Below are 19,414 nucleotides of genomic sequence, written 5' to 3' on the forward strand. Positions count from 1 at the left end.
GGCTAGTACTGGACGCGGGTGAGCAGCCCGCCGTCCACCACGAGGTTGACACCGACGCAGAACGAACCGGTCCGGCCCAGGAGGAACGCCACCGCGGCGGCCACGTCCTCCGCACTGCCGTAACGGCCGATCGGCAGCTTGGCGAGCACCTCCTCGTACACCTCGGGGCGGCTGGTGCGGATGGTCTCCCAGGCGCCGCCGGGGAAGTCGACGGGGCCGGGCGAGACGGTGTTGACCCGGATGCCCTTCGGGGCGAGGGCGTGGGCGAGGGCCGAGGCGTGCTGGACGACGGCGGCCTTCAGGGCGGAGTACGAGTTGGGCCCGGCCGGGCGTGCGGTGTCCGAGGCGTTGGTGGTGCCGATGGCCACGACGGCGGCCCGCTCGGAGGCCTCCAGATACGGCAGGGCCGCCTCCACGAGGCCCGCGAACGGGACCAGGTCGCCGCGCAGACTGGCCTCCCATGACTCGGGGCCCTTGACATTGCCCGCGGAGACATTGGAGACCAGCACGTCCAGCCCGCCGAGTTCGTCTGCCGCCCGCTCCACGAAGCCCGCGAGCGCGGCCGGGTCGGTGACGTCGACCGGCTCGGCGAACACGGTCGCCCCTTCGCCGCGCAGTTCGGCGGCGGCCTTCGCCAGGGCCTCCTCGCCACGGGCGCACAGAGCCAGCGCGCAGCCCTCGGCGGCCAGCGTTCCGGCGATCGCCCTGCCGATGCCCCGGCTCGCACCGGTCACCAGCGCCTTCGCACCTGTCAGTCCCAGATCCATCGATGTCACTCCTCAGTGCCCTTGTTGTGTGCGGGATCCCTGCGCGTCGCGGCCCTTGTCGTGTGCCGGATCCCTGTGCGTCGGGGCCCCTGTCGTGTGCCGGACCCCTGTGCTGTCGCGGCCCCTGTCGTGTACCGGACCCCTGTGCTGTCGCCTTCAGTTGCCGGGGAGTTCGGAGAACGGCACCTTGTCGACCCGCGGTTCCCCCGGCAGCTTCAGCACCCGTTCGCCGATCAGGTTGCGCTGGATCTGGTCGGTGCCACCGGCCAGCCGGTAGCCGGGGGCGCCGAGCAGGTGTTCCGTCCAGGCGAAGGTGCCCGGCTCGCCGGTGTCGGCGGTGATCCGGGCACCCATCAGCTCGGCGGCCACCTGGCCGGTCCGGGTGAGCAGGTCGGAGGCCATGAGCTTGGTCAGCGAGGCCTCGGGGCCCGGCCGTCCCCCGGACGCGCTCGCCCTGGCGACGCGCTCCACGGTGGCGGCGCGCAGGGCGCCGCGGACGTACAGGTCGGCGAGCCGTTGGCGTACCAGCGGGTCATGGGTCCGCTTCAGCGAGCGGGCGAGACCGAGTACGTCGTCGAAGGTGCCGCCCTTGCGCCGGTTCCCGGAGCCGGAGGTGGTGCGCTCGAAGGCGAGGGTGGCGGTGGCGACCTCCCAGCCCTGGCCGGGCCGTCCGATCCGCAGCGCGTCGGAGAGGCGTACGCCGCTGAGGAAGACCTCGTTGAAGGAGGCGCCGCCGCTCATCTGGCGGATCGGGCGGATCTCCACACCCGGGCTGTCCATCGGGACCAGGAAGGCGGTGATGCCGGCCTGTTTGACGACGTGCGGGTCGGTGCGGGCGAGCAGCAGGCCGTGGTCGGCGAACTGGGCGCCCGAAGTCCACACCTTCTGGCCGTCGATCACCCAGTCCTCGCCGTCCGGGCGGGCGCGGGTGCGCAGGGCGGCCAGGTCGGACCCGGCACCGGGTTCGCTGAAGAGCTGGCAGGCCAGCAGATCCGTACGCAGGAAGGCGCGCGCGTACGTCTCGCGCTGCTCGGGTGTCCCGAACAGCGCGACGGACATCGCGACCAGCCGCACCGTGACGCTGATCAGCTCGGTGGACGGCGGTACGTCGAACGCCGACTCCTCCTCGGCGAAAACGGCCGCGTGGGCGGCGGTCAGGCCCTGGCCGCCGTTCTCCCTGGGGAGGGTGAGGGCCTGGTAGCCGGCATCGTGGCGGGCGCGCTGGTAGGCGCGGCAACGGTCGAGCAGCCGTCGCTCCTCTTTGTCCGTGAGGTTGTGGAAGACGGCCAGGTCAGCGGCGGTGTGGCCGGTGGGCTCGGCGGCCCGACGGGGTTCGAGCACGGTGGCCAGCCACTGCCGGGCCTCGCTCCGCCACTCGTCCACCTTCGGTTGGGGCATGGTGACCTCCTCGGCACACGTGTCCAGACGGCACTTACCAGATGGCTGCTTCAGTAACGGTGGCTCGGCGTGGACCGCCACACCGGTCCAACAGGGGGAAGTGCCGTCGACTCGGGTCAGAGTGTTCCGTACTTTCTTGATAAACGCTACAGTCCTGCTGTCGACTCTCCCCTGCCCGGCCGCCGGGCGGACGGGGTAGCACCCGGTGGAGCGAGGGAGTGGACGAACCGAGGAGCGCCGGAGGATCCATGTCCCTACAGCCACTCGACCTGCGCGCCCGCGAACTGCCGGACGCGACCGCCCTGGCCGATGACACGGCGAGCCTGTCCTGGTCCCGGCTGGCCGACCAGGTGGCACGCCTGACCGGGCGGTTTCTGGAGGTCGCGCCCGAGCCGGAGGACCGGATCGCGGTCCTCGGCGACAACGCCATGGCCACGCTGGTGGCCCATCTCGCCGGGCTGCGGGCCGGTGTCGGCACGGTGGCCGTTTCCCGGCAGCTGACCGCCCGGGAGCTGGTCGACCTGCTCACCGACGCGGGCGCGAAGGCGGTGATCAGCGGCCCGGCGGGCGAGTCCGCCGCCCGGCAGGCGGGCGCGGAACTCGGCCTCCCGGTCGTCGTGCACGGCACTCCGGCCAAGGACGACGCCCTCGACTGGAGCCAGTGGCTGGCCGACGCGGAACCGGTGCCCCAGCCCGCCGGCCGCCCGGCTCGCCCCCCGCTCGTCTACACCTCGGGCACCACGGGACGGGCGCGCGGCACGGAGGTGCGCTGGGTGCGGACCCCGGCGGCCGACAGCGCCACCTACCTGGAGGCGGTCGCGGCCCGCCCCGGCTTCCCGCCGGGACCGCATCTGGTGTGTGGCCCGCTCCAGCACAACGGGCCGCTCACCGCACTGCGCCATCTCGCGGCCGGCCGGCCGGTGGTGGTCCTCGGCCGGTTCGACGCGGAGACCTTCCTGCACCACGTGGAGCGGTGGCGCGTCACCTCGTCGGTGATGGTGCCGACCCACTTCACCCGCCTGCTCGCCCTGCCGCGGGACGTACGCGAACGCTACGACGTCTCCAGCCTGATCCAGGTCTCGCACACCGGCTCCGCCTGCCCCCCGGAGGTGAAGCGGGCCATGATCGACTGGTTCGGCCCGGTGCTCACCGAGTCGTACGGGGCCAGCGAGGCGGGCACCGTCGCACGCATCACCAGCACCGAGTGGCTGGAGCACCCCGGCTCGGTGGGGCGCGTGCAACCGCCCCTCGACGTCCTGGTCACGGGCGACGACGGTCCCCTGCCCGCCGGGGAGCTCGGACTGCTGGCCTTCCGGGCGCCGGAGGGCCGCGGCGTGCGCTACCACGCGGACGCGGAGAAGACCAAGGCCGCATACGTCGCCCCGGGCGTCTTCACCCTCGGCGACATCGGCTACGTCGACCCGGACGGCTACATCTTCATCACCGACCGGGCCGCGGACATCGTGGTCTCCGGCGGGGTGAACCTGTATCCGGCGGAGAGCGAAGCGGTCCTGCGCGAGCACCCCGGAGTTGCCGAGGTCGCGGTCATCGGCGTGCCCGACCCGGACTTCGGCGAGTCGCTGCGGGCCCTGGTCGTCGTGGCCCGCCCAGGCGAGCCGACGGACGGGGAACTGGACACGTTCTGCCGCGGGCGGCTGGCCGCGTACAAGTGCCCGAAGTCGTACGAGGTCGTCCCGGAACTCGTACGCAACGCCATGGGCAAGCTCGACAAGCGGGCGATGCGCCGCCCGTACTGGAACTCCGACCGGACGATCGCCGGCTGAGCACCGTTACTTGCCCGGTGGGCGGATCGTGCTGCACTCCGTCAACGAGACGGCCCATCTGGTCGCGGACCGCGCTGTCGACCCGGTCGGCCGGCCCTCGTTCACGCCGTCCCTTCACCTTCACCTTCCCCTTCCACAGCCACTCAGGAGGCACCGGAGATGCCCGGATCCGTCATCGTCGCCGGAGCGAGAACACCCGTCGGCAAGCTCATGGGCGGGCTGAGCACCCTGTCCGCCGCCGACCTCGGCGCGCATGCCATCGGCGCCGCCCTGTCCGCGGCGCGGCTGGACGCGGCCACCGTGGAGGCCGTCGTGATGGGCCAGGTCGTCCAGGCCGGAGCCGGCCCCAACCCGGCCCGGCAGGCCGCGGTGGCTGCCGGCATCCCGTTCGCCGTACCGGCGAGCACCGTCAACAAACTGTGCCTGTCCGGGCTGCACGCCATCGCGCTGGCCGATCTCATGGTCGCCTCGGGGCGCCACGAGGTGGTCGTGGCGGGCGGCATGGAATCCATGTCCGGCGCCCCCCACCTGCTGCGCGGGTCCCGCACGGGCTGGAGGTACGGGGCGGCGACCGTCGAGGACGCCCTTGACCGCGATGCGCTGACCTGCGCCTTCGACGGGGTCTCCATGGGCGCGGCCACCGAGCGCCACCAGCGGCCCTTCGCGCTCACCCGTGAAGCTCAGGACGCGTACAGCGCGCTGTCGCACCAGCGGGCCCACCGCGCCCAGGAGTCCGGCGCGTTCGCCGCGGAGATCGCACCGGTCACGGTGGCCGGGCGCCGGGGCGCGACGGTGGTGGAGGCCGACGAGGGCATCCGGCCGCAGAGCACCGCCGAGAGCCTGGGCCGCCTGACCCCCGCCTTCGCCTCCGACGGCACGATCACCGCGGGCAACGCCTCGCAGCTGTCCGACGGCGCGGCAGCCGTCGTCGTGATGAGCGCGGACCGCGCCCGCCGGGAGGGACTGAACCCGCTCGCGGAGATCGGCGCCTACGGCACCGTGGCGGGCCCCGACCCCTCACTGCTCGTCCAGCCGGCCGGGGCGGTCCGCGACGCACTGTCCCGGGACGGCGGGCTGAAGACCGACGACCTCGACCTGTTCGAGATCAACGAGGCGTTCGCCGGCGTCGCGCTGGCCTCTCTACGGGAACTCGGCGTCCCCCTGGAGAAGGTGAACGTCAACGGCGGCGCGATCGCCCTCGGTCACCCGGTCGGCATGACCGGCGCCCGTCTCGTCCTGTCCCTCGCCCTTGAACTGCGGCGACGCGGCGGCGGTACCGGGGCTGCCGCCCTGTGCGGTGGCGGCGGCCAGGGCGACGCGCTGCTGCTGCGCGTACCGCGGTCCTGAGCGGCCCCGGCTCCCCCGCCACCATCCTCGTCCCCCACCCGTACGAGACTCAGGTTGACGCCCATGACCAGCCAGCCGCTCCAGGCCCCCCGCGCCCCCGATGCGCCGCGATCCTTTCCCGCGGACCACGAGGAGGTGACCCTTCTCGTGGACGCCCGCATCGATGCCGCCGACGGCGTGGTCTCCCTCGTTCTGCGCCACCCGAACGGCGGACCGCTCCCGGCCTGGGCGCCGGGCGCCCACATCGACGTGCTGCTGGACAACGGCCTCATCCGTCAGTACTCCCTGTGCGGGAATCCGGCCGACCGCGCGGCCTGGCAGATCGGCGTACTGCTCGAACCGGAGAGCCGGGGCGGTTCCTCGTACGTCCACGACCGGATTCGGGAGGGCTCGGCCGTGCGGGTGCGGGGGCCGCGGAACACCTTCCCGCTGCGCCCTGCCCAGCACCATCGCTTCGTCGCGGGCGGGGTCGGCATCACTCCGATCCTGGCGATGGTGGAGGCCGCCGAGGCCGCGGGAGCCGACTGGCGCCTGTTGTACGGCGGCCGTACCCGCGCTTCCATGGCGTTTCTGGACCGCCTCGCGCCCTACGGGGACCGGGTGCTGATCCGGCCGCAGGACGAGTACGGGCTGCTGGATCTCGCCGCCTTCATCGGCCCGCCCCGCGCGGACACACTGGTGCACGCCTGCGGTCCGGAACCGCTGCTGCGTGCCACGCAGAAGCAGTGTGCCGACTGGCCCGCCGGCACGCTGGGCATCGAGCGGTTCGCCCCGGTCCGGCCGACGGGGGCCGAGGCGGCTCCGTCCGCCTCCTTCGAGGTGGTGCTCACACGGTCGGGGCGCACGCTCACCGTGCCGCCGGACCGCTCGGTGCTCGACGTAGTGGAGGAGGCGGGCGTCCCGGTGCTGTTCTCCTGCCGGGAAGGCACCTGCGGCACCTGTGAGACGGATGTCCTGGAGGGCACGCCGGACCACCGGGACTCAGTGCTCGACGAGGACGAACGGGCCACCGGCGAGACCATGCTGATCTGTGTCTCGCGTTCCTGCGGTCCCCGACTGGTACTCGACCTCTGAGGGGTCGTACGGCGGAGGCAGGTGTTCGCCCCACCGGCCGCCCCACCCGCCACCGCACCGGCCACCCTGTGCTCAGCCGCCGGCCTTACCCCGGCGTCTGCCCGCGGCCTCAGGCCACGATCAGTGGTCGCAACGTGCGGTGGGCGATCTCCAGACCGGTCTTGACCTTCGACTCGGTGCCGCTCCACACCGGGTCCTCGTGCTCGACGGAGAGCGTGCCGGTGAAGCCGTGCTCGTACAGCGCGTCCACCACCGCGTTCCAGTCGACCTGGCCACGGCCCGGCACGCGGTAGCGCCACCACCCGGTGTCCCAGGGATCGGTCCGCCCGACGGCCTTGCCGAAGACGCCGTAGCGGTCGATGTGGCCGGGCAGGATTTCGAGGTCCTTGGCCTGGGCGTGCACGATCCGGTCGGCATACGGGGCGATGGTCTTCACCGGATCGACGCCGATCCACGTCAGATGCGACGGGTCCCAGTTGAGGTAGAGGCCGAGAGTGAACATCCACTCCCACAACTCCGGCGAGTAGGCGAGGTTGCCCGGATAACCGTCCGGGTGCCAGCCCTCCATCACACAGTTCTCGATGATGACCTTCACGCCGCGCTCACCCGCGTACTCGACCAGCTGGGGGAAGACCTTCTCGGCCTCCTCCAGATTGGCCGCGACCGGCCGGGTCCAGTCCCGGCCGACGAACGTCCCCACGTACGGAACCTCCAGCGCGGCCGCCGCATCGATCACCTTCTTCAGGTGGGCGTGGATCTCCTCACGGCGTCGGATGTCGGGGTGGAGGTTGTTCTCGTAGTACGCGAGCGCGGACAGGTGCAGGCCGTACCGGTCGAACAACGCGCGGGTCTCTTCGGCCTGTTGCGCGCCGAACCCGACAACGGGCAGGTGGGATGCCTCGAAGTCACGGCCGCCGGTGTCGGGCCAGGCGGCCACCTCCAGGGCCTCATAGCCCGCACCGCTCGCCCAGGGCGCGATCTCGGCGAGCGAGAGCTGAGGCAGACACGCGGTGAGCATCCCGAGTTTCATACGAGGGTCTCCTGAGTGGTGGCCGTACGGGTGGTGGCCGTGTCGTCGACGTCGGTCCAGGCGAGGGACGCGGCGGAACGCAGCACGGCGTCGACGATGTGCGCCGAGCGCACTCCGTCGACGCCGGTCGGCAGCCCCTCAGGAGCGGCACCTCCGATCGCCGCGTAGGCGTCGGTGACGAACGCGGCGAAGCAGTCTTCGTAGCCTTGCGCGTGCCCGGCCGGCAGCCGGGACAGCCGCCGCTGCTCGGCCGATCCGTGCTGGGGGTCGCGGACGAGGATCCGGGCCCCGTCCTGGGCGCCCAGCCAGGCTGTCTCCGCGTTCTCCTGGTCGAAGACCGCGCTGCCGTCCGCGCCGTCCAGCTCGAACCACAGCCGGTTCTTGCGGCCCGCCGACACCTGGGACACCGTCAGCGTGGCCGGCACCCCCTCGGCCGTACGCAGCAGCGCCGTGGCGACGTCCTCGGTCCGCACCTCGACCCGCGGGCCCTCCCCGGCAGTCGCGAAGCTCGCTCCGGTGCCCGCGGGCCGGGTGGCGATGGTGGTGTCGAGCCGCGCGGTCAGCTCGGTGAAGCGGACTCCGGCGACCCACTCCACGAGATCGCACCAGTGCGAGCCGATGTCCGCGAACGCCCGCGACGGTCCGCCCTCGGCGGGATCCACCCGCCACGACATCGCGTCCTCGGACAGCATCCAGTCCTGCAGATAACTGCCGTGGATGAGCTGCCAGGCACCGAACTCGCCGCGCAGCCGGCGGTCGCGGATCTCCCGTACGAGGGGGTGGTAGCGGTAGACGAACGGCACGGCCAGCAGCAGTCCCGCCCGGTCGGCCAGTGCGGTCAGCCGCTCGGCGTCGGCGGCCGAAGTGGCCAGCGGCTTCTCGCAGATCACATGCTTGCCGGCGCGCAGAGCCGCCTCGGCGTGGCGTACGTGGAGGGCGTTCGGAGTGCAGATGTGCACGACGGCGACACTGTCGTCGGCGAGCACGGCCGCGATGTCCGGGTAGCGGGCGGGCACGTCCCACTCCTTGGCCACCTGCGCGCTGCGCTCAGGGGTGGACGCGACGACCCCGGCCAGGTCGCCCCCGGCGGCGCGAATCGCGGCGGCGTGGACTGCGCCGATCATTCCGGTTCCGACCACAACCGCTCGTAGCGAGCCACTCACTGGTGCACCTCCGTCGTCGGATCCATGGGGGGAGCCTGCGCCGGAGGAGCACGGTCGCCAAGGCGCACGGTCCGGACAGCGGACCGGTCGTCTGGTGCCCTGCGACCACAGTCACCACAGTGGTCGCAGGGGGCGGTTCCCACGCTGCTCCGCCATGCCCCCTCGCCGGCCCGACAGCAGACGAAAGCAGGTCACCCCATGACGGACACGCTTCGGCGCGGCTATGTGGCCACTCCCTTCGGGCAGTTGCACCTGGTCGAGTGCGGTGCCGGAGAGCCCGTCGTGATGCTGCACCAGACCCCGCGCTCCTGGACCGAGTACCTCGACGTGCTGCCGCTGGTCGGTGCCGCGAATCGGGCGATCGCCATGGACACCCTGGGCTACGGCGCCTCCGCGAAACCCGCGGGCCCGCATTCGATCGAGCGTTTCGCCGACGCCGCCGGGGCACTCGTCGAGGCGCTGGGGCTGGACCGCTTCCATCTGGTGGGACACCACACGGGCGGCGTCGTGGCGGTGGAACTCGCCGCCCGTTTCCAGGACCGGGTGTCCAGTCTGCTGCTCTCCGCCACCTCGTTCGTGGACGACGAGAAGCGACGCCCGGCCGTCGGGCACAAGCCGGTCGACCACGTCGTGCCCACGACGGACGGCTCGCACCTGCGGGAACTGTGGGACCGGCGCCGCCCTTTCTACCGGGAAGGCGAGGAGGCCGCCCTCACCCGGTACGTGATCGACGCGCTCACCGTGCTGGACCGGGTGGAGGAGGGCCACCAGGCGGTGCGGCGCTACCGCATGGAGGAGCGTCTGCCGTACGTCACCGCCCGCACCCTCGCGGTCTGCGCCCCGGGCGACCACTTCTCCCTTCCCTCGCTGGCGAAGTTCGCCACGGCGCTCGGCTGCGAGACCCGGGTACTGTCCGGCGGCCACGTGCCCGTGCCGGAGCAGCTGCCTGAGGAGTTCGCCGAGGTCATCCTGGAGTGGGTCGCGAGGGATTGACCCCAGACCCGGAGGGCGGGGCCCCGGCCTCGCGGTCCCAGGTCGTGGCGGTGATCCCACGTTCACGCAGGACCGCCTTGCGGACCTTCCCGGTCTCGGTGAGCGGCAGTTCCGCGACGGTCTCGATGTACCGGGGCACCGCGAAGGCGGGCAGCTCGCGCTCACAGTGGCGGACCAGCTCCCGGGGATCCAGGCCGCGTTCGGAGCTGGGCAGCACCGCGACCATGACCTCGTCCTCCGCCAGCTCCGACGGCACCGGGAAGGCCGCGGCGTCGGCGACCGCGGGGTGTGCGCGGAGCACGGACTCCACCTCCTGCGAGGAGATGTTCTCACCGCGCCGTCGAATGACGTCCTTGAGACGGTCGACGAAGAGGAACCAGCCGTCGGGTTCGCGGACCACCCGGTCTCCCGTACGGCGCCAGGATGCCGGCGGCAGGTTCTCGGCGTCCCCCAGGTAGCCGGTGGAGAACGCGAACGCTTGGTGGCTGTGGACCAGCAATTCGCCCGCCGTGCCGTCCGGGACGGGGGCCAGGCACTCGTCGACCACGCGCGCGGAGAAGCCGTCGCGCACGGTGCCGATGTAGCCGGGCCGCTGTTCCTCCGGGGTCGATCCGATGACGAGGTTCGTCTCGGTGGAGCCGAAGCCGTCGACGAGGGTGACACCGAAGCGCTCATGGAAGGGCTGCCAGGCCGGACCCGGAGTGGCCGGGGAGAGGCCGCACCGAACCCGGTGCGCGCGTTCGTGGAGACCGGGAGGCTGCGCCAGCAGCATGGGCGCCATCGCGCCGAGCAGATAGACGACGGTCGCTCCGGCGTCGGCCACCTGGGTCCAGTACCGGGTCGCAGAGAAACGTGGGGCCAGGACATACGTGGCCCCCACGGTCATGGCCTGGGCCAGGGCGTTGAGGGCGTTGGTGTGGAACAGCGGGAGGCAGGTGTGCAGTACGTCGTCGGCGGTGAGGTGCAGTGCGTCCGCGACGTTACGGCCCCACCAGACGGACTGGGCATGCGGGCAGCGCACGCCTCGTGAGGTCCCGGTGGTGCCCGAGGTGAACAGGACGAACGCCGTGTCGTCCGGGCGCACCGGGGCGGGCGGGAGCGCAGGCGCGCCGCCGGGGACCGGTACGTCCTCCTCCCCCAGGACCCACAGCGTCCCCCGGTAGCCGGCGTCGGTGACGCGTGCCGCCGACTCGGCGTCCGCGAGCAGGAAGGCCGGCTCCGCGGTACGCAGGACGTCGCGGAGTCCCTGGCCGCGCAGGCCGGTGTTCAGGGGAACCAGGACCGCTCCCAGCCAGGCGCCGCCGAGGATCAGGTCGACGTGCTCGATCCGGTTGCCGGCCATGACGGCGATGCGGTCGCCCGGCCCGCAGCCGCGCGCCGCCAGGGCTCCGGCCATGGTGGCCGCCGCCTCGCGGGACTCCCGGTAGGTCCGCGTCACCTCACCCACCCGCAGGAACACCCGGTCCCCGAACTCCTCGGCGGCGAAGGCGAGGAGCCCGGGAAGGGTCATGGCGTCGGCCGGCGGGGAAGGGGGCGTCGCGGCGGCTTCGGCCTTTGCGGCGGCTGCGGCGACTGCGGCGACATCGGTGGCTGCGGCGGCTTCCGCGGCTGTGGCGGCCGCGGCGGCTCCGGCTCCGGGTGTCTCCCTCGCGCGGGAACGAGTCGTCCCGGCGATCCCGGTTCCGGATTTCGCCTCGTCACGGGCAGCTGCCGTTGCGGCGGACCCGACACCGGTCCGCTCCCCCGCTGCGTCTTCGCTCACCGCAGCACTCCTGCCTCGCGCAGCCCCCGGATCCGCTCCCGGGACAGGCCCGCCACCTCGTGCAGCACCTCGTCGGTATCGGCACCCAGTACGGGCGCCGACTCGCGGATGCCGCCGGGTGTGCGAGTGAGGCGGATCGGGACACCCTCGTGGAGGAAGGCGCCCGCGACCGGGTGCTCGCGGCGCACATAGAATCCGCGTGCCCGCAACTGCGGGTCGTGTTCGACGAGTTCACGGCCGTCCTGCACGGCACCGGCCGGGACACCGCGCGCCTGGAGCAGCTCGGCAGCGGCGTCGGCGGACATGGTGCGGGCCCACTGCCCCAGCGCGCCGTCGACCAGGGTCCCCGCCTGCCTGCGGGCCTGCGCCGTGCGGGTGCGTTCGTCGGTGACGAGTTCGGGGCGGCCGATCACCTCGCACAGCGCCGCCCACTCGGTGTCGTCGCGCACGCTGACGGCCAGCCAGCGGTCGGCACCGAGGCACCGGTAGACGCCCTGCGGGCTCCAGCTCGGGTGGCTGTTACCGGTCGGCCGCACCTCAGGACCGCCGAGCAGGCTGGTGCCCATGTGGGCGGCGATCGCCTCCAGTTGGGACAGGTCGATGTGCTGTCCGCGCCCGGTCGTGTCCCGGTGCTCCAGCGCGGCGACCGTGGCGAGCGCCGCCTGCAGGCCCGCGACGATGTCCCCGTGGCCGTAGATCACGCCGACCACGTCGTCCGGTCCCCAGCCGGTCAGGCCGGTCAGGCCGCCGCTCGCCGAGACCGTGTCGGCGTACGACACCCAGCCGTTGCGCGGACCGGTGTGCCCCATGCCCGACATGCTCACGTACACGATGTCCGGGTTGATCCGGCGCAGTTCCTCGTAGCCCAGGCCGAGCTTCTTCATGACGGTGGAGCTGAAGTTCTCCACGAGGACGTCGCTGTGGGCGATGAGGTCGCGCAGCACCGCGACGCCTTCCTCGGTCCGGGTGTCGAGCGCGATGCTGCGCTTGTTGCGGTTGACCTCGTTGAAGTAGCCGTTGGTGTTCGGGTCCTTGTGTCCGTCCCGGGAGAGGTGCATGAAGGGCGCGAACCGGGTGGGGTCGGGCCGGCCCGCCGACTCGACCTTGATCACCTCGGCGCCGTGGTCGGCGAGGATCTTGGTGCAGTACGGGCCGGCGAGGACCCACGTCAGGTCGAGGACGCGGATGCCGTCGAGGGCGCGGATGCCGTCCGGAGCTGGGCGTATCGGGTCCTGGGCGACGGAGGTCGTGGGCGCGGGGCGGCGTTCGTCGAGCAGGTGCCGGTCCGCGTCGAGGCCGGCGGTCTCCAGTTCCTGGATCCGCCGGCCCTCCGGGAAGGCGAAGGGAAAACCGAGGTCGGTGCGCTCGCCCTCCGGTGTCCGTACCCGGGTGAAGAACGCGCGGGCCGCGAGCTGCGGGTTGTCCGGCAGCTCATGGGGCAGGTCGACGGCGGCCCAGGGCAGCTTCCTGGCCTGGGCCCGTTCCGCGAACTCGGCCTTCGGCCACCTGCCCACGAAGTCCTGGACCACCTTGAACACGTGCTCCTGGTGCCGCTTGCGTTCCGCCGGGTCCTGCCAGCGCGGCTCCGCGAGATCGGCCTCCGCGCCCTCCTCGACCAGCCAGGCCAGCAGCGCGTCCCACATGCGCGGGCTGCCGCCGAGCCCTCCGCCCAGATAACCGTCGGCGGCACGGAACAGCCCGTGCGGCACGAGGGGATGCACCCGGCCCGGGCGCGGCGGGACCCGGTCCTCGTGCAGATAGGCGAGGGCACCGGCCTCCAGGGCCGCCGCGACGCAGGCCTGCGCGGAGACGTCGACGAGCTGCCCCGCCCCGGTGCGCCGGGCACGCATACCGAGCAGGGCGGCGATCGCCGCGTTGACGCCCGCGAGCTGCTCGGCCTGGCTCTCCGGCAGCCGCAGCGGCGGACCGTCGGGGTCGCCCACCTGCGCGAGCATCCCGCCCAGCGCGGCCACCACGAGGTCGGTGCCCTGCCAGTGGGTCCGAGGCCCGACCAGGCCGAAGGGCGTCACGCGCACATGGACGAGGTGATCGAGTCCGTCGGCGAGCGTCTCCGCTCCGTCCGGGGTTCCGTCCAGCAGAATGTCGGCGCCCTCCAGCAGACGCCGCAATTCCGCGGTGCCGGTGCCGGTGCCGGTATCGACACTCACCGAACGCTTCCCCGCGTGCCAGTGGACGAACGCGTCGCCACTCCCCTCGCGTCGGGTCGCGTCGCCCTCCGGCGGCTCGACCAGCACCACGTCGAAGCCGAGCCCGACCAGCAGCCGGCCGGCGAACCGGGTGAAGGGGCTGGACAGTTCCACGACGCGCAGAGCCGACTCGCTCACGTCTTCTCCCTGGTGGGTCAAGTGTGCCACTGGTTCAGTTGTGCCGCTGGTTCAGTCGTGCAGCTGGTTCAGGAAGCCGGAGACGACGCTGTGGTAGTCGTACGGCCGTTCCTCCTGGGGGTGGTGGGAGGCCTCGCTCATCACGTGCAGGTTGCCCTTGGGGATCATGCGGGCCAGCATCAGCGGGTAGTCCGGCGTCAGGAACGCGTCGTGCATGCCCCACAGGAAGAGCGTAGGCGCGGCGATCCGGCCGAGTTCCGCGGTGAGGTCCTGCCAGTCGCCGCGCGGGTTGTCGGAGGCACCGGCAAGCGCGGTCTCCTCGGGGTCCAGGCTCTGTTCGAAGCGCAGGGTGACGGTGCCGTCGGGAATGGCCTCGGGGTCGTACCACTCCAGGCGGGCGATGAGTTCGCGCATCTTCTCCCACGAGGGGCCGGTGCCGCCGTAGTACACGTCACGGGCGTTGCGTCCGCGCCGGCCGCCTTCCGGCAGCGGGGCGAGCGGGCCGTAGAAGACGGGCATGCTGCCGGTGATCACCAACGACCGCACGCGCTCCGGATACTTGGCAGCCAGGTTGAGCGCGATGGTGCCGCCCCACGAGTTGCACACGAAGTCGGCGCGTTCGATGCCCAGGGTGTCGAGGAGCGCCACGGTCTTGGCCGCGTGGTAGTCCCACATGGGGCCCTCGATGACGGGCTTCGCGGACTTCCCGTACTGCGGGATGTCGACGAGGAGGCAGCGGCGGTCCGCGGCGAACAGCGGCGCCACCTGCCCGAAGTCCGACCAGCCGGTACACCCGGGGCCGCCGCCGTGCAGGAAGACGGTGGGACTGCCCTCCCCCAGTTCGACGTAGTGGTACGTGACGCCGTCCGCTTCCGCGTAGGCGCCCTCCGGGGGTGTCTGGATGTCCATGAGGTCCATGCCCTGATGGTGGAACGGCGACGATCTCCGCCCAAGCGGATCGGTCCGCTGAACGGGCCGGTTCCATGGCGGCCGGGGCCCCGCGGTCCTTAGCGTCCGCCCATAGGACCACCGCAGGGAGGCAACCATGGGCACGACGGCCGCGTTGGAGCTGGTCGAGAAACGGGCCCGGGCATCGATCGGGAGCTGGGAACGGCGGTCGCTGGGCGTCGTACGGGCCGAGGACGCGGCGGAGTTCGCCCGGGCGGCCGGAGAGAGCGCGCCACAACTCGTCGACCCCGGGCACGTCGGCTTCGCCGTCCACCCGATGTACGTGGTCAGCGTGTTGCGCGGAGCCCCCGGGGCCGACCCGGCGGAGTTCCGGCCCGACGGCATGTACCGCGACGAGGTGCCCGGCACCGACGGACTCGACGTCCGGCTCATGGCGGGCGGCCAGGCCGTGCGGTGGACGGGCGAGGTACGGCCCGGCGACCGGATCGAGCTGCGCCGGGCGCTGACCGCGGTGGAACGCAAGGGCAGCGGGGAGGGCTTCCTGCTGCTCACGGTCGAAAAGATGTACGCGGCGGCCCGGGGCACCCTGGTCGAGGTCACGGAGAGGTTCATCGTCCGGTGAATCACCACGAGCAGCGAGTTTCGGTGGGCCAGGAGGTGCCCCCCGTCGAACTGACCCCTGACGCGATCACCCTGCTGCGTTTCGGCGCGGTCACCCGCAACGCCCATCGCATCCACTACGACACCGCCTTCGCCCGATCCGAGGGACTGGCCGCGCCGGTCGTCATGGCCCAGCTCCACGGCTGCCTGTTCCACCGGGCCGCGGCGCGGTTCGCCGGCGCGAGCGGGCGGGTGCGGGAGGTCGGATGGCAGAACCGGGCACCCGCGGGCGTCGGGGACCGGCTCGTGGTCAGCGGCACCGTGCGCTCGGTGGACGCGGTCACCGGTGAGATCACCCTGGACCTGATCGAACGCTGCGGCCCCGGCGACGTGGTGTGCTGCCGGGGGCATGCGGTGGTCGTCCTGGGGTGAGACCCCTTGCGGCGTGGCGGGGGCCCCGGGGCACGGTGGGCCCCCGCAGCACGGTGGGGCCCAGGAACATGGTGGGGGCCCGCAGCGCAGTGGGGGCCCGCAGCACAGTGGGCCGCCCCGCAGCAGAGCGGGAACCCCCGCAGCATGATGAATGCCCCTCGGGCTCAGCCCATTTCGAGGACCACCTTGCCGATGGCCTCCCCCGTACGCAGCCGCTCCACGGCCTCCGCCAGCCCGTCGAGGCCGTGTCGCTCGATCGCCAGCGTCAGCTCTCCGGTCCGCAGGTCCGTCAGCAGCCGCTTGGCGTCCGCGGCGACCTCCTTGCCCCGCGTCATCAGGTTGACCGGCAGCAAGGCCACATCGGCCAGCAGGAAGTCCGCGAGGTCCACGCCGAATTCACGGCCGGCGGTGTAGCCGACCAGCGCGGCGCGACCGCGCGGCCGGACCAGCGGAAGGGCGTCCCGCAGCACGGGGCCGCCCACCGTGTCGACGAGCACGTCGACCTGCCCGCCCACCGACTCCACGGACAGCTCGGTGGCGAGGACGGGCTTGGCGGGGGCCGGGACGTGACCGAGCTTGCCGGGCCGTCCGACGACGCCGACGACCTCGGCACCGGCCCGCGCGGCCACCTGTACGGTCAGTGCCCCGACCGCGCCCGCCGCGCCGGTCACCAGGACCCGCTCCCCCGGCTGTACGTCGGCGACCGCGTGCACCGCCGCCCAGGCCGTACCGGCCGGGGAGAACCAACTGCACGCGAGGGCGGGGTCCGTGCCCTCGGCAACCGCCTCCACGGCCGCGTCCGGCACCAGCGCGTGATCCGCCCAGCAACCGTCCCGCCGCATGCCGAGCGCCTTCCCGCCGAGCCGCACGAGGCTGCCCTCCGGGTGGGTGTCCGAGGCGAGCACGACACCGCATCCGGTGCTGCCGGGCACCGCGGGCAGGTCCGGGAGGATCCCGAAGCGGCCGTCCACGATGTTCAGATCGAGGTGCCCCACCTCAGCCGCCCGCATCCGTACGAGGGTGTGACCGGGCCGTGGCTGCGGCACGGGCCGCTCCACCAGCCGGGGCAGCGAACCGAACCGCTCCAGCACCAGGGCGCGTGACATCTCGCCCGAAAAGGCCTCACTCACAGCTTCACTCCGTATCGACGTAGTACGCGGGACGCCACGATCCGCAGCACGCGGTCGAAGACGAACCCGAGGATTCCCAAGGTGATGATTCCGACGAAGACCCAGTCGATCCGCCCGTAGTTGCGAGAGGTCCAGATCAGCGAACCGAGCCCGACCTGGGCGGCGACGATCTCGGCGGAGACGATGGTCAGGAAGCTGTTGCCCATCGCCAGACGCGCACCGGTGACGATGTGCGGCACCGTCGACGGCAGCACGATCCCCCGCAGGATCTGCCGGCGGCTCGCGCCCAGGTTCTGTGCCGCGCGCAGCTTGGACTCGCTCACCGACATCACTCCGGCGCTGGTGTTCACCGTGACGATGAACACCGCCGTGTAGAAGATCAGGACGACCTTCGACGACTCGCCGATGCCCAGCCACACCACCGCGAGGGTCACGAACGCGACCGGCGGGATGAACCGGAAGAACTCGATGTACGGCTCCAGGAGCTGCCGCACGAGGGGGATCTGCCCGACGAGCAGACCGACCGGTACGCCCACGAGCACACCCAGTCCCCAGCCGATCAGGATCCGGCGGCCGGAGGCAATGATCGAGTTGGTCAGGGTGCCGTCCGCGGCCAGCTCGCGCGCCGCGGACAGGGTCTGCGTCGGGGAGGCGACCAGGGAGGGGCCGTACTTCGTCGCCAGCAGTTGCCAGACGACGAGGCCGATGAGGACGGACAGGACGTACATGCCGGTCGTGCGCAGGGTCCGGGCGACCGCCCGGGCCGAACCTCGCGTGGCCTTGGGGCCGACGGCGGCGTCCGCTGTGACAACGGTCATCGGTCGCTCTCCTCGGGGTCGAATCCCTGGTGGCGCAGCGTCTTGCGGACTTCCTCGCCGATGTCCTGCCGCAGCTTGCGGCGCAGTTCGGCGGTGGCCGGGTCGGCCTCGTCCCGGGGCCTGGGCAGGTCGACCGGGTAGACGGACTTGACCGAGGCGGCGGGGCCCGCGGTCATGACGGCGATCCGGTCGGCCAGCAGGATCGCCTCGTCGATGTCGTGGGTGACGAAGACGACGGTGCAGCCCGAGGCCCGCCAGATGCGGTCCGTCTCCTCCTGCATGACCTGCCGGGTCTGGGCGTCGAGCGCCCCGAACGGCTCGTCCATGAGGACGACACCCGGTTCGTTGGCCAGTACACGGGCGATCTGCACCCGTTGCCGCATGCCTCCGCTGAGCTGGCCGGGGAAGCGGTCCGCGCAGTGGCGCAGTCCGACCAGGCCGAGGTATTCGTCTGCCAGCTTCGTCTGCTCTGCGCGGGACGCGCCGCGCATCCGCGGGCCGAACGCGACGTTCTGCCGTACCGTCATCCAGTCGAAGAGGGCCTCGCTGCTCTGGAAGACCATGCCCAGCTCCGGATCGGGGCCGGTGATCGCGGCACCGTCGACGGTGAGACCGCCTTCGCTCACGGTGACGAATCCGGCCATGGCGGACAGCAGCGTGGACTTGCCGCACCCGCTCGGGCCGAGCAGACACAGGAACTCACCGGCGGCGATGTCCAGGGAGATGTCCCGGACGGCCTGGAAGGAGTCGAAGCGGATGCCGACACCGTCCGCGGACAGGGCCCCGCCGCGCCCGCTGCCGAGAGCGGTTTCGAGGCGGTCGGTCTCGATGGCCTTGGTCATCGTGATCCCTTCCCGTGCTCGGTGAACCAGCCGCGCTGGACGACCGCGCTGACATCCGGCTTCGCCTTGACCTTGCCGCTGTCCAGGACGAACTGAGCCGTTCCCTCGTATCCCTTGAGGTCCGCGGCCGTGAAGTCACGGGCCCCGAAGTCGATCTCCTTGATCGCGGTCAGGGTCTGGGCCGCCGGCACCTTCACGGCCTTCTGGGTCGCCTCGGCGGCCGCCTGCGGATCGGACTCGGTCAGCCGGGCCGCCTCCTCCAGGGTCTGGGCGACCTTGACGGCCGTGTCCTTGTTGTTCTTCAGCCAGTCGGATCTCGTGAGCAGCCACTGAGCGTAGGTCAGTCCGTAGGAGCCGGTGTTCTCCAGGACCTTGCCGCCCAGCTCGACGCCCTTGGCGGGCCACGGCTCCCACAGCACGTATCCGTCGACATCGCCCTTCTGCATCAGGGCGGGGATCTCCGGCGGGTCCGCGGTGACGAACTCGACCGACTTCGGGTCGATGCCCTTCGACTCCAGGAACCGGGTCGCCGCCATCTCGGACAGTCCCGGGGCGACGGCCATCTTGCGGATCTTCGACGGCGCCGTGACCTTCGGACCGAGCACCACCTTCAGATACTTTCCGGACTGCTCGTACACCAGCAGGGACCGCAGACCTGGGTCCTGCTGGAGCATGCTGATGGTGGTGGTGTCCGAGTTCCCGGACATCTGCACCTGCCCGGCGGTGAGGTTGTTGACGCCCTCGCTGCCCTGCCCGAACTGCACGAGCTGCACGTCGACACCGTGCTTGGCCCACAGTCCTTCGGCGTCGGCGAGGAAGAACGGCGCGTACGAGGCGTCGATGCCGACACCGATGCGGATCGTCGGGCCCCCGGCGCTGTTGCCTGCGGCGGTCGAGTCGGTGGTGCCCGCGCCGCACGCGGTGAGCGTGAGCAGCGAGGCGGCGAGAGCGGCGGGGCCTGCGAGGAAACGACGTGCGCTGGATCGTGTCTGCAATGAGCACCTCGTGGGTTGCGGCTTG

General features: G+C 72.0%; 17 protein-coding genes. 6 read left to right on the forward strand and 11 right to left on the reverse strand.

Annotated elements, in window-relative coordinates:
* Positions 1–2: 2 nt before the first annotated feature.
* On the reverse strand, positions 3–767 hold the full coding sequence (locus M2271_RS19820; protein ID WP_280888591.1) for an SDR family oxidoreductase: 765 nt from the start codon (positions 765–767) through the stop codon (positions 3–5).
* A gap of 156 nt (positions 768–923) precedes the next feature.
* Positions 924–2,165, reverse strand: coding sequence for an acyl-CoA dehydrogenase family protein (locus M2271_RS19825; RefSeq protein ID WP_280888592.1), 1,242 nt, complete (start codon positions 2,163–2,165; stop codon positions 924–926).
* Positions 2,166–2,413: 248 nt separating this feature from the next.
* On the opposite strand from M2271_RS19825, the gene M2271_RS19830 reads away from it, so the two are divergent.
* The 3 genes from M2271_RS19830 (at position 2,414) to M2271_RS19840 (ending at position 6,370) form a co-directional block, all read left to right on the forward strand.
* The gene (locus M2271_RS19830; RefSeq protein ID WP_280888593.1) at positions 2,414–3,949 is read left to right on the forward strand and encodes an AMP-binding protein; all 1,536 of its coding nucleotides are present in this window, start codon (positions 2,414–2,416) and stop codon (positions 3,947–3,949) included.
* Between the two features lie 159 nt (positions 3,950–4,108).
* A complete protein-coding gene (locus M2271_RS19835) occupies positions 4,109–5,296 on the forward strand; it encodes an acetyl-CoA C-acyltransferase (RefSeq protein ID WP_280888594.1) in 1,188 nt (395 codons plus the stop codon).
* 63 nt (positions 5,297–5,359) lie between these two features.
* Complete coding sequence (locus M2271_RS19840) at positions 5,360–6,370, forward strand: PDR/VanB family oxidoreductase (RefSeq protein ID WP_280888595.1); 1,011 nt, start codon at positions 5,360–5,362, stop codon at positions 6,368–6,370.
* A gap of 109 nt (positions 6,371–6,479) precedes the next feature.
* Here M2271_RS19840 and M2271_RS19845 read toward each other — a convergent pair whose 3' ends face one another.
* Both M2271_RS19845 and M2271_RS19850 read right to left on the reverse strand, forming a co-directional pair.
* Entirely contained in the window at positions 6,480–7,400 is a 921-nt protein-coding gene (locus M2271_RS19845) for a sugar phosphate isomerase/epimerase (RefSeq protein WP_280888596.1), read from the reverse strand.
* Positions 7,397–8,563 (reverse strand): Gfo/Idh/MocA family oxidoreductase, encoded by a 1,167-nt coding sequence (locus tag M2271_RS19850; RefSeq protein WP_280888597.1) that lies wholly within the window; start codon positions 8,561–8,563, stop codon positions 7,397–7,399. Before M2271_RS19850 ends, M2271_RS19845 begins: the two co-directional genes overlap by 4 nt.
* A 198-nt stretch (positions 8,564–8,761) precedes the next feature.
* Here M2271_RS19850 and M2271_RS19855 point away from each other — a divergent pair, with 198 nt between their 5' ends.
* A complete protein-coding gene (locus M2271_RS19855) occupies positions 8,762–9,556 on the forward strand; it encodes an alpha/beta hydrolase (RefSeq protein WP_280888598.1) in 795 nt (264 codons plus the stop codon).
* Here the strand turns inward: M2271_RS19855 and M2271_RS19860 are convergent.
* Genes M2271_RS19860 through M2271_RS19870 form a run of 3 tightly spaced genes read right to left on the reverse strand, consistent with a single transcriptional unit; the run spans position 9,528 to position 14,581 of the window.
* Entirely contained in the window at positions 9,528–11,318 is a 1,791-nt protein-coding gene (locus tag M2271_RS19860) for an AMP-binding protein (protein WP_280888599.1), read from the reverse strand. The two genes, M2271_RS19855 and M2271_RS19860, sit on opposite strands and share 29 nt — an antisense overlap.
* Positions 11,315–13,663, reverse strand: coding sequence for a CoA transferase (locus tag M2271_RS19865; RefSeq protein ID WP_280888600.1), 2,349 nt, complete (start codon positions 13,661–13,663; stop codon positions 11,315–11,317). The genes M2271_RS19860 and M2271_RS19865 overlap by 4 nt, the downstream gene beginning before the upstream one ends.
* A gap of 51 nt (positions 13,664–13,714) precedes the next feature.
* A complete protein-coding gene (locus M2271_RS19870; protein WP_280888601.1) occupies positions 13,715–14,581 on the reverse strand; it encodes an alpha/beta hydrolase in 867 nt (288 codons plus the stop codon).
* A gap of 127 nt (positions 14,582–14,708) precedes the next feature.
* Here M2271_RS19870 and M2271_RS19875 point away from each other — a divergent pair, with 127 nt between their 5' ends.
* Positions 14,709–15,194, forward strand: coding sequence for a MaoC family dehydratase N-terminal domain-containing protein (locus M2271_RS19875; RefSeq protein ID WP_280888602.1), 486 nt, complete (start codon positions 14,709–14,711; stop codon positions 15,192–15,194).
* Positions 15,195–15,229: 35 nt separating this feature from the next.
* Entirely contained in the window at positions 15,230–15,604 is a 375-nt protein-coding gene (locus tag M2271_RS19880; protein ID WP_280888603.1) for an acyl dehydratase, read from the forward strand.
* Between the two features lie 164 nt (positions 15,605–15,768).
* On the opposite strand, the gene M2271_RS19885 is transcribed toward M2271_RS19880, so the two are convergent.
* From M2271_RS19885 to M2271_RS19900, 4 genes are read right to left on the reverse strand one after another with little or no spacing between them, the layout of a single operon-like run.
* Positions 15,769–16,734: a zinc-binding alcohol dehydrogenase family protein gene (locus tag M2271_RS19885; RefSeq protein ID WP_280888604.1), complete on the reverse strand. Its 966-nt coding sequence runs from the start codon at positions 16,732–16,734 to the stop codon at positions 15,769–15,771.
* The gene (locus M2271_RS19890) at positions 16,731–17,552 is read right to left on the reverse strand and encodes an ABC transporter permease (protein WP_280888605.1); all 822 of its coding nucleotides are present in this window, start codon (positions 17,550–17,552) and stop codon (positions 16,731–16,733) included. Before M2271_RS19890 ends, M2271_RS19885 begins: the two co-directional genes overlap by 4 nt.
* Positions 17,549–18,394, reverse strand: coding sequence for an ABC transporter ATP-binding protein (locus M2271_RS19895; RefSeq protein ID WP_280888606.1), 846 nt, complete (start codon positions 18,392–18,394; stop codon positions 17,549–17,551). Before M2271_RS19895 ends, M2271_RS19890 begins: the two co-directional genes overlap by 4 nt.
* Positions 18,391–19,389, reverse strand: a complete 999-nt coding sequence (locus M2271_RS19900; RefSeq protein ID WP_280888607.1) for an ABC transporter substrate-binding protein — start codon at positions 19,387–19,389, stop codon at positions 18,391–18,393. Before M2271_RS19900 ends, M2271_RS19895 begins: the two co-directional genes overlap by 4 nt.
* Positions 19,390–19,414 lie beyond the last annotated feature (25 nt).

Origin of the sequence: Streptomyces sp. LBL (assembly GCF_029893585.1) — a bacterium.
Lineage (GTDB): Bacteria > Actinomycetota > Actinomycetes > Streptomycetales > Streptomycetaceae > Streptomyces.

Coding starts and splice junctions, on each gene's coding strand:
- M2271_RS19820 (WP_280888591.1), bottom strand. CDS start 767: ATGGATCTGGGACTGACAGGTGCGAAGGCGCTGGTGACCGGTGCGAGC.
- M2271_RS19825 (WP_280888592.1), bottom strand. CDS start 2,165: ATGCCCCAACCGAAGGTGGACGAGTGGCGGAGCGAGGCCCGGCAGTGG.
- M2271_RS19830 (WP_280888593.1), top strand. CDS start 2,414: ATGTCCCTACAGCCACTCGACCTGCGCGCCCGCGAACTGCCGGACGCG.
- M2271_RS19835 (WP_280888594.1), top strand. CDS start 4,109: ATGCCCGGATCCGTCATCGTCGCCGGAGCGAGAACACCCGTCGGCAAG.
- M2271_RS19840 (WP_280888595.1), top strand. CDS start 5,360: ATGACCAGCCAGCCGCTCCAGGCCCCCCGCGCCCCCGATGCGCCGCGA.
- M2271_RS19845 (WP_280888596.1), bottom strand. CDS start 7,400: ATGAAACTCGGGATGCTCACCGCGTGTCTGCCTCAGCTCTCGCTCGCC.
- M2271_RS19855 (WP_280888598.1), top strand. CDS start 8,762: ATGACGGACACGCTTCGGCGCGGCTATGTGGCCACTCCCTTCGGGCAG.
- M2271_RS19870 (WP_280888601.1), bottom strand. CDS start 14,581: ATGGACCTCATGGACATCCAGACACCCCCGGAGGGCGCCTACGCGGAA.
- M2271_RS19875 (WP_280888602.1), top strand. CDS start 14,709: ATGGGCACGACGGCCGCGTTGGAGCTGGTCGAGAAACGGGCCCGGGCA.
- M2271_RS19890 (WP_280888605.1), bottom strand. CDS start 17,552: ATGACCGTTGTCACAGCGGACGCCGCCGTCGGCCCCAAGGCCACGCGA.
- M2271_RS19895 (WP_280888606.1), bottom strand. CDS start 18,394: ATGACCAAGGCCATCGAGACCGACCGCCTCGAAACCGCTCTCGGCAGC.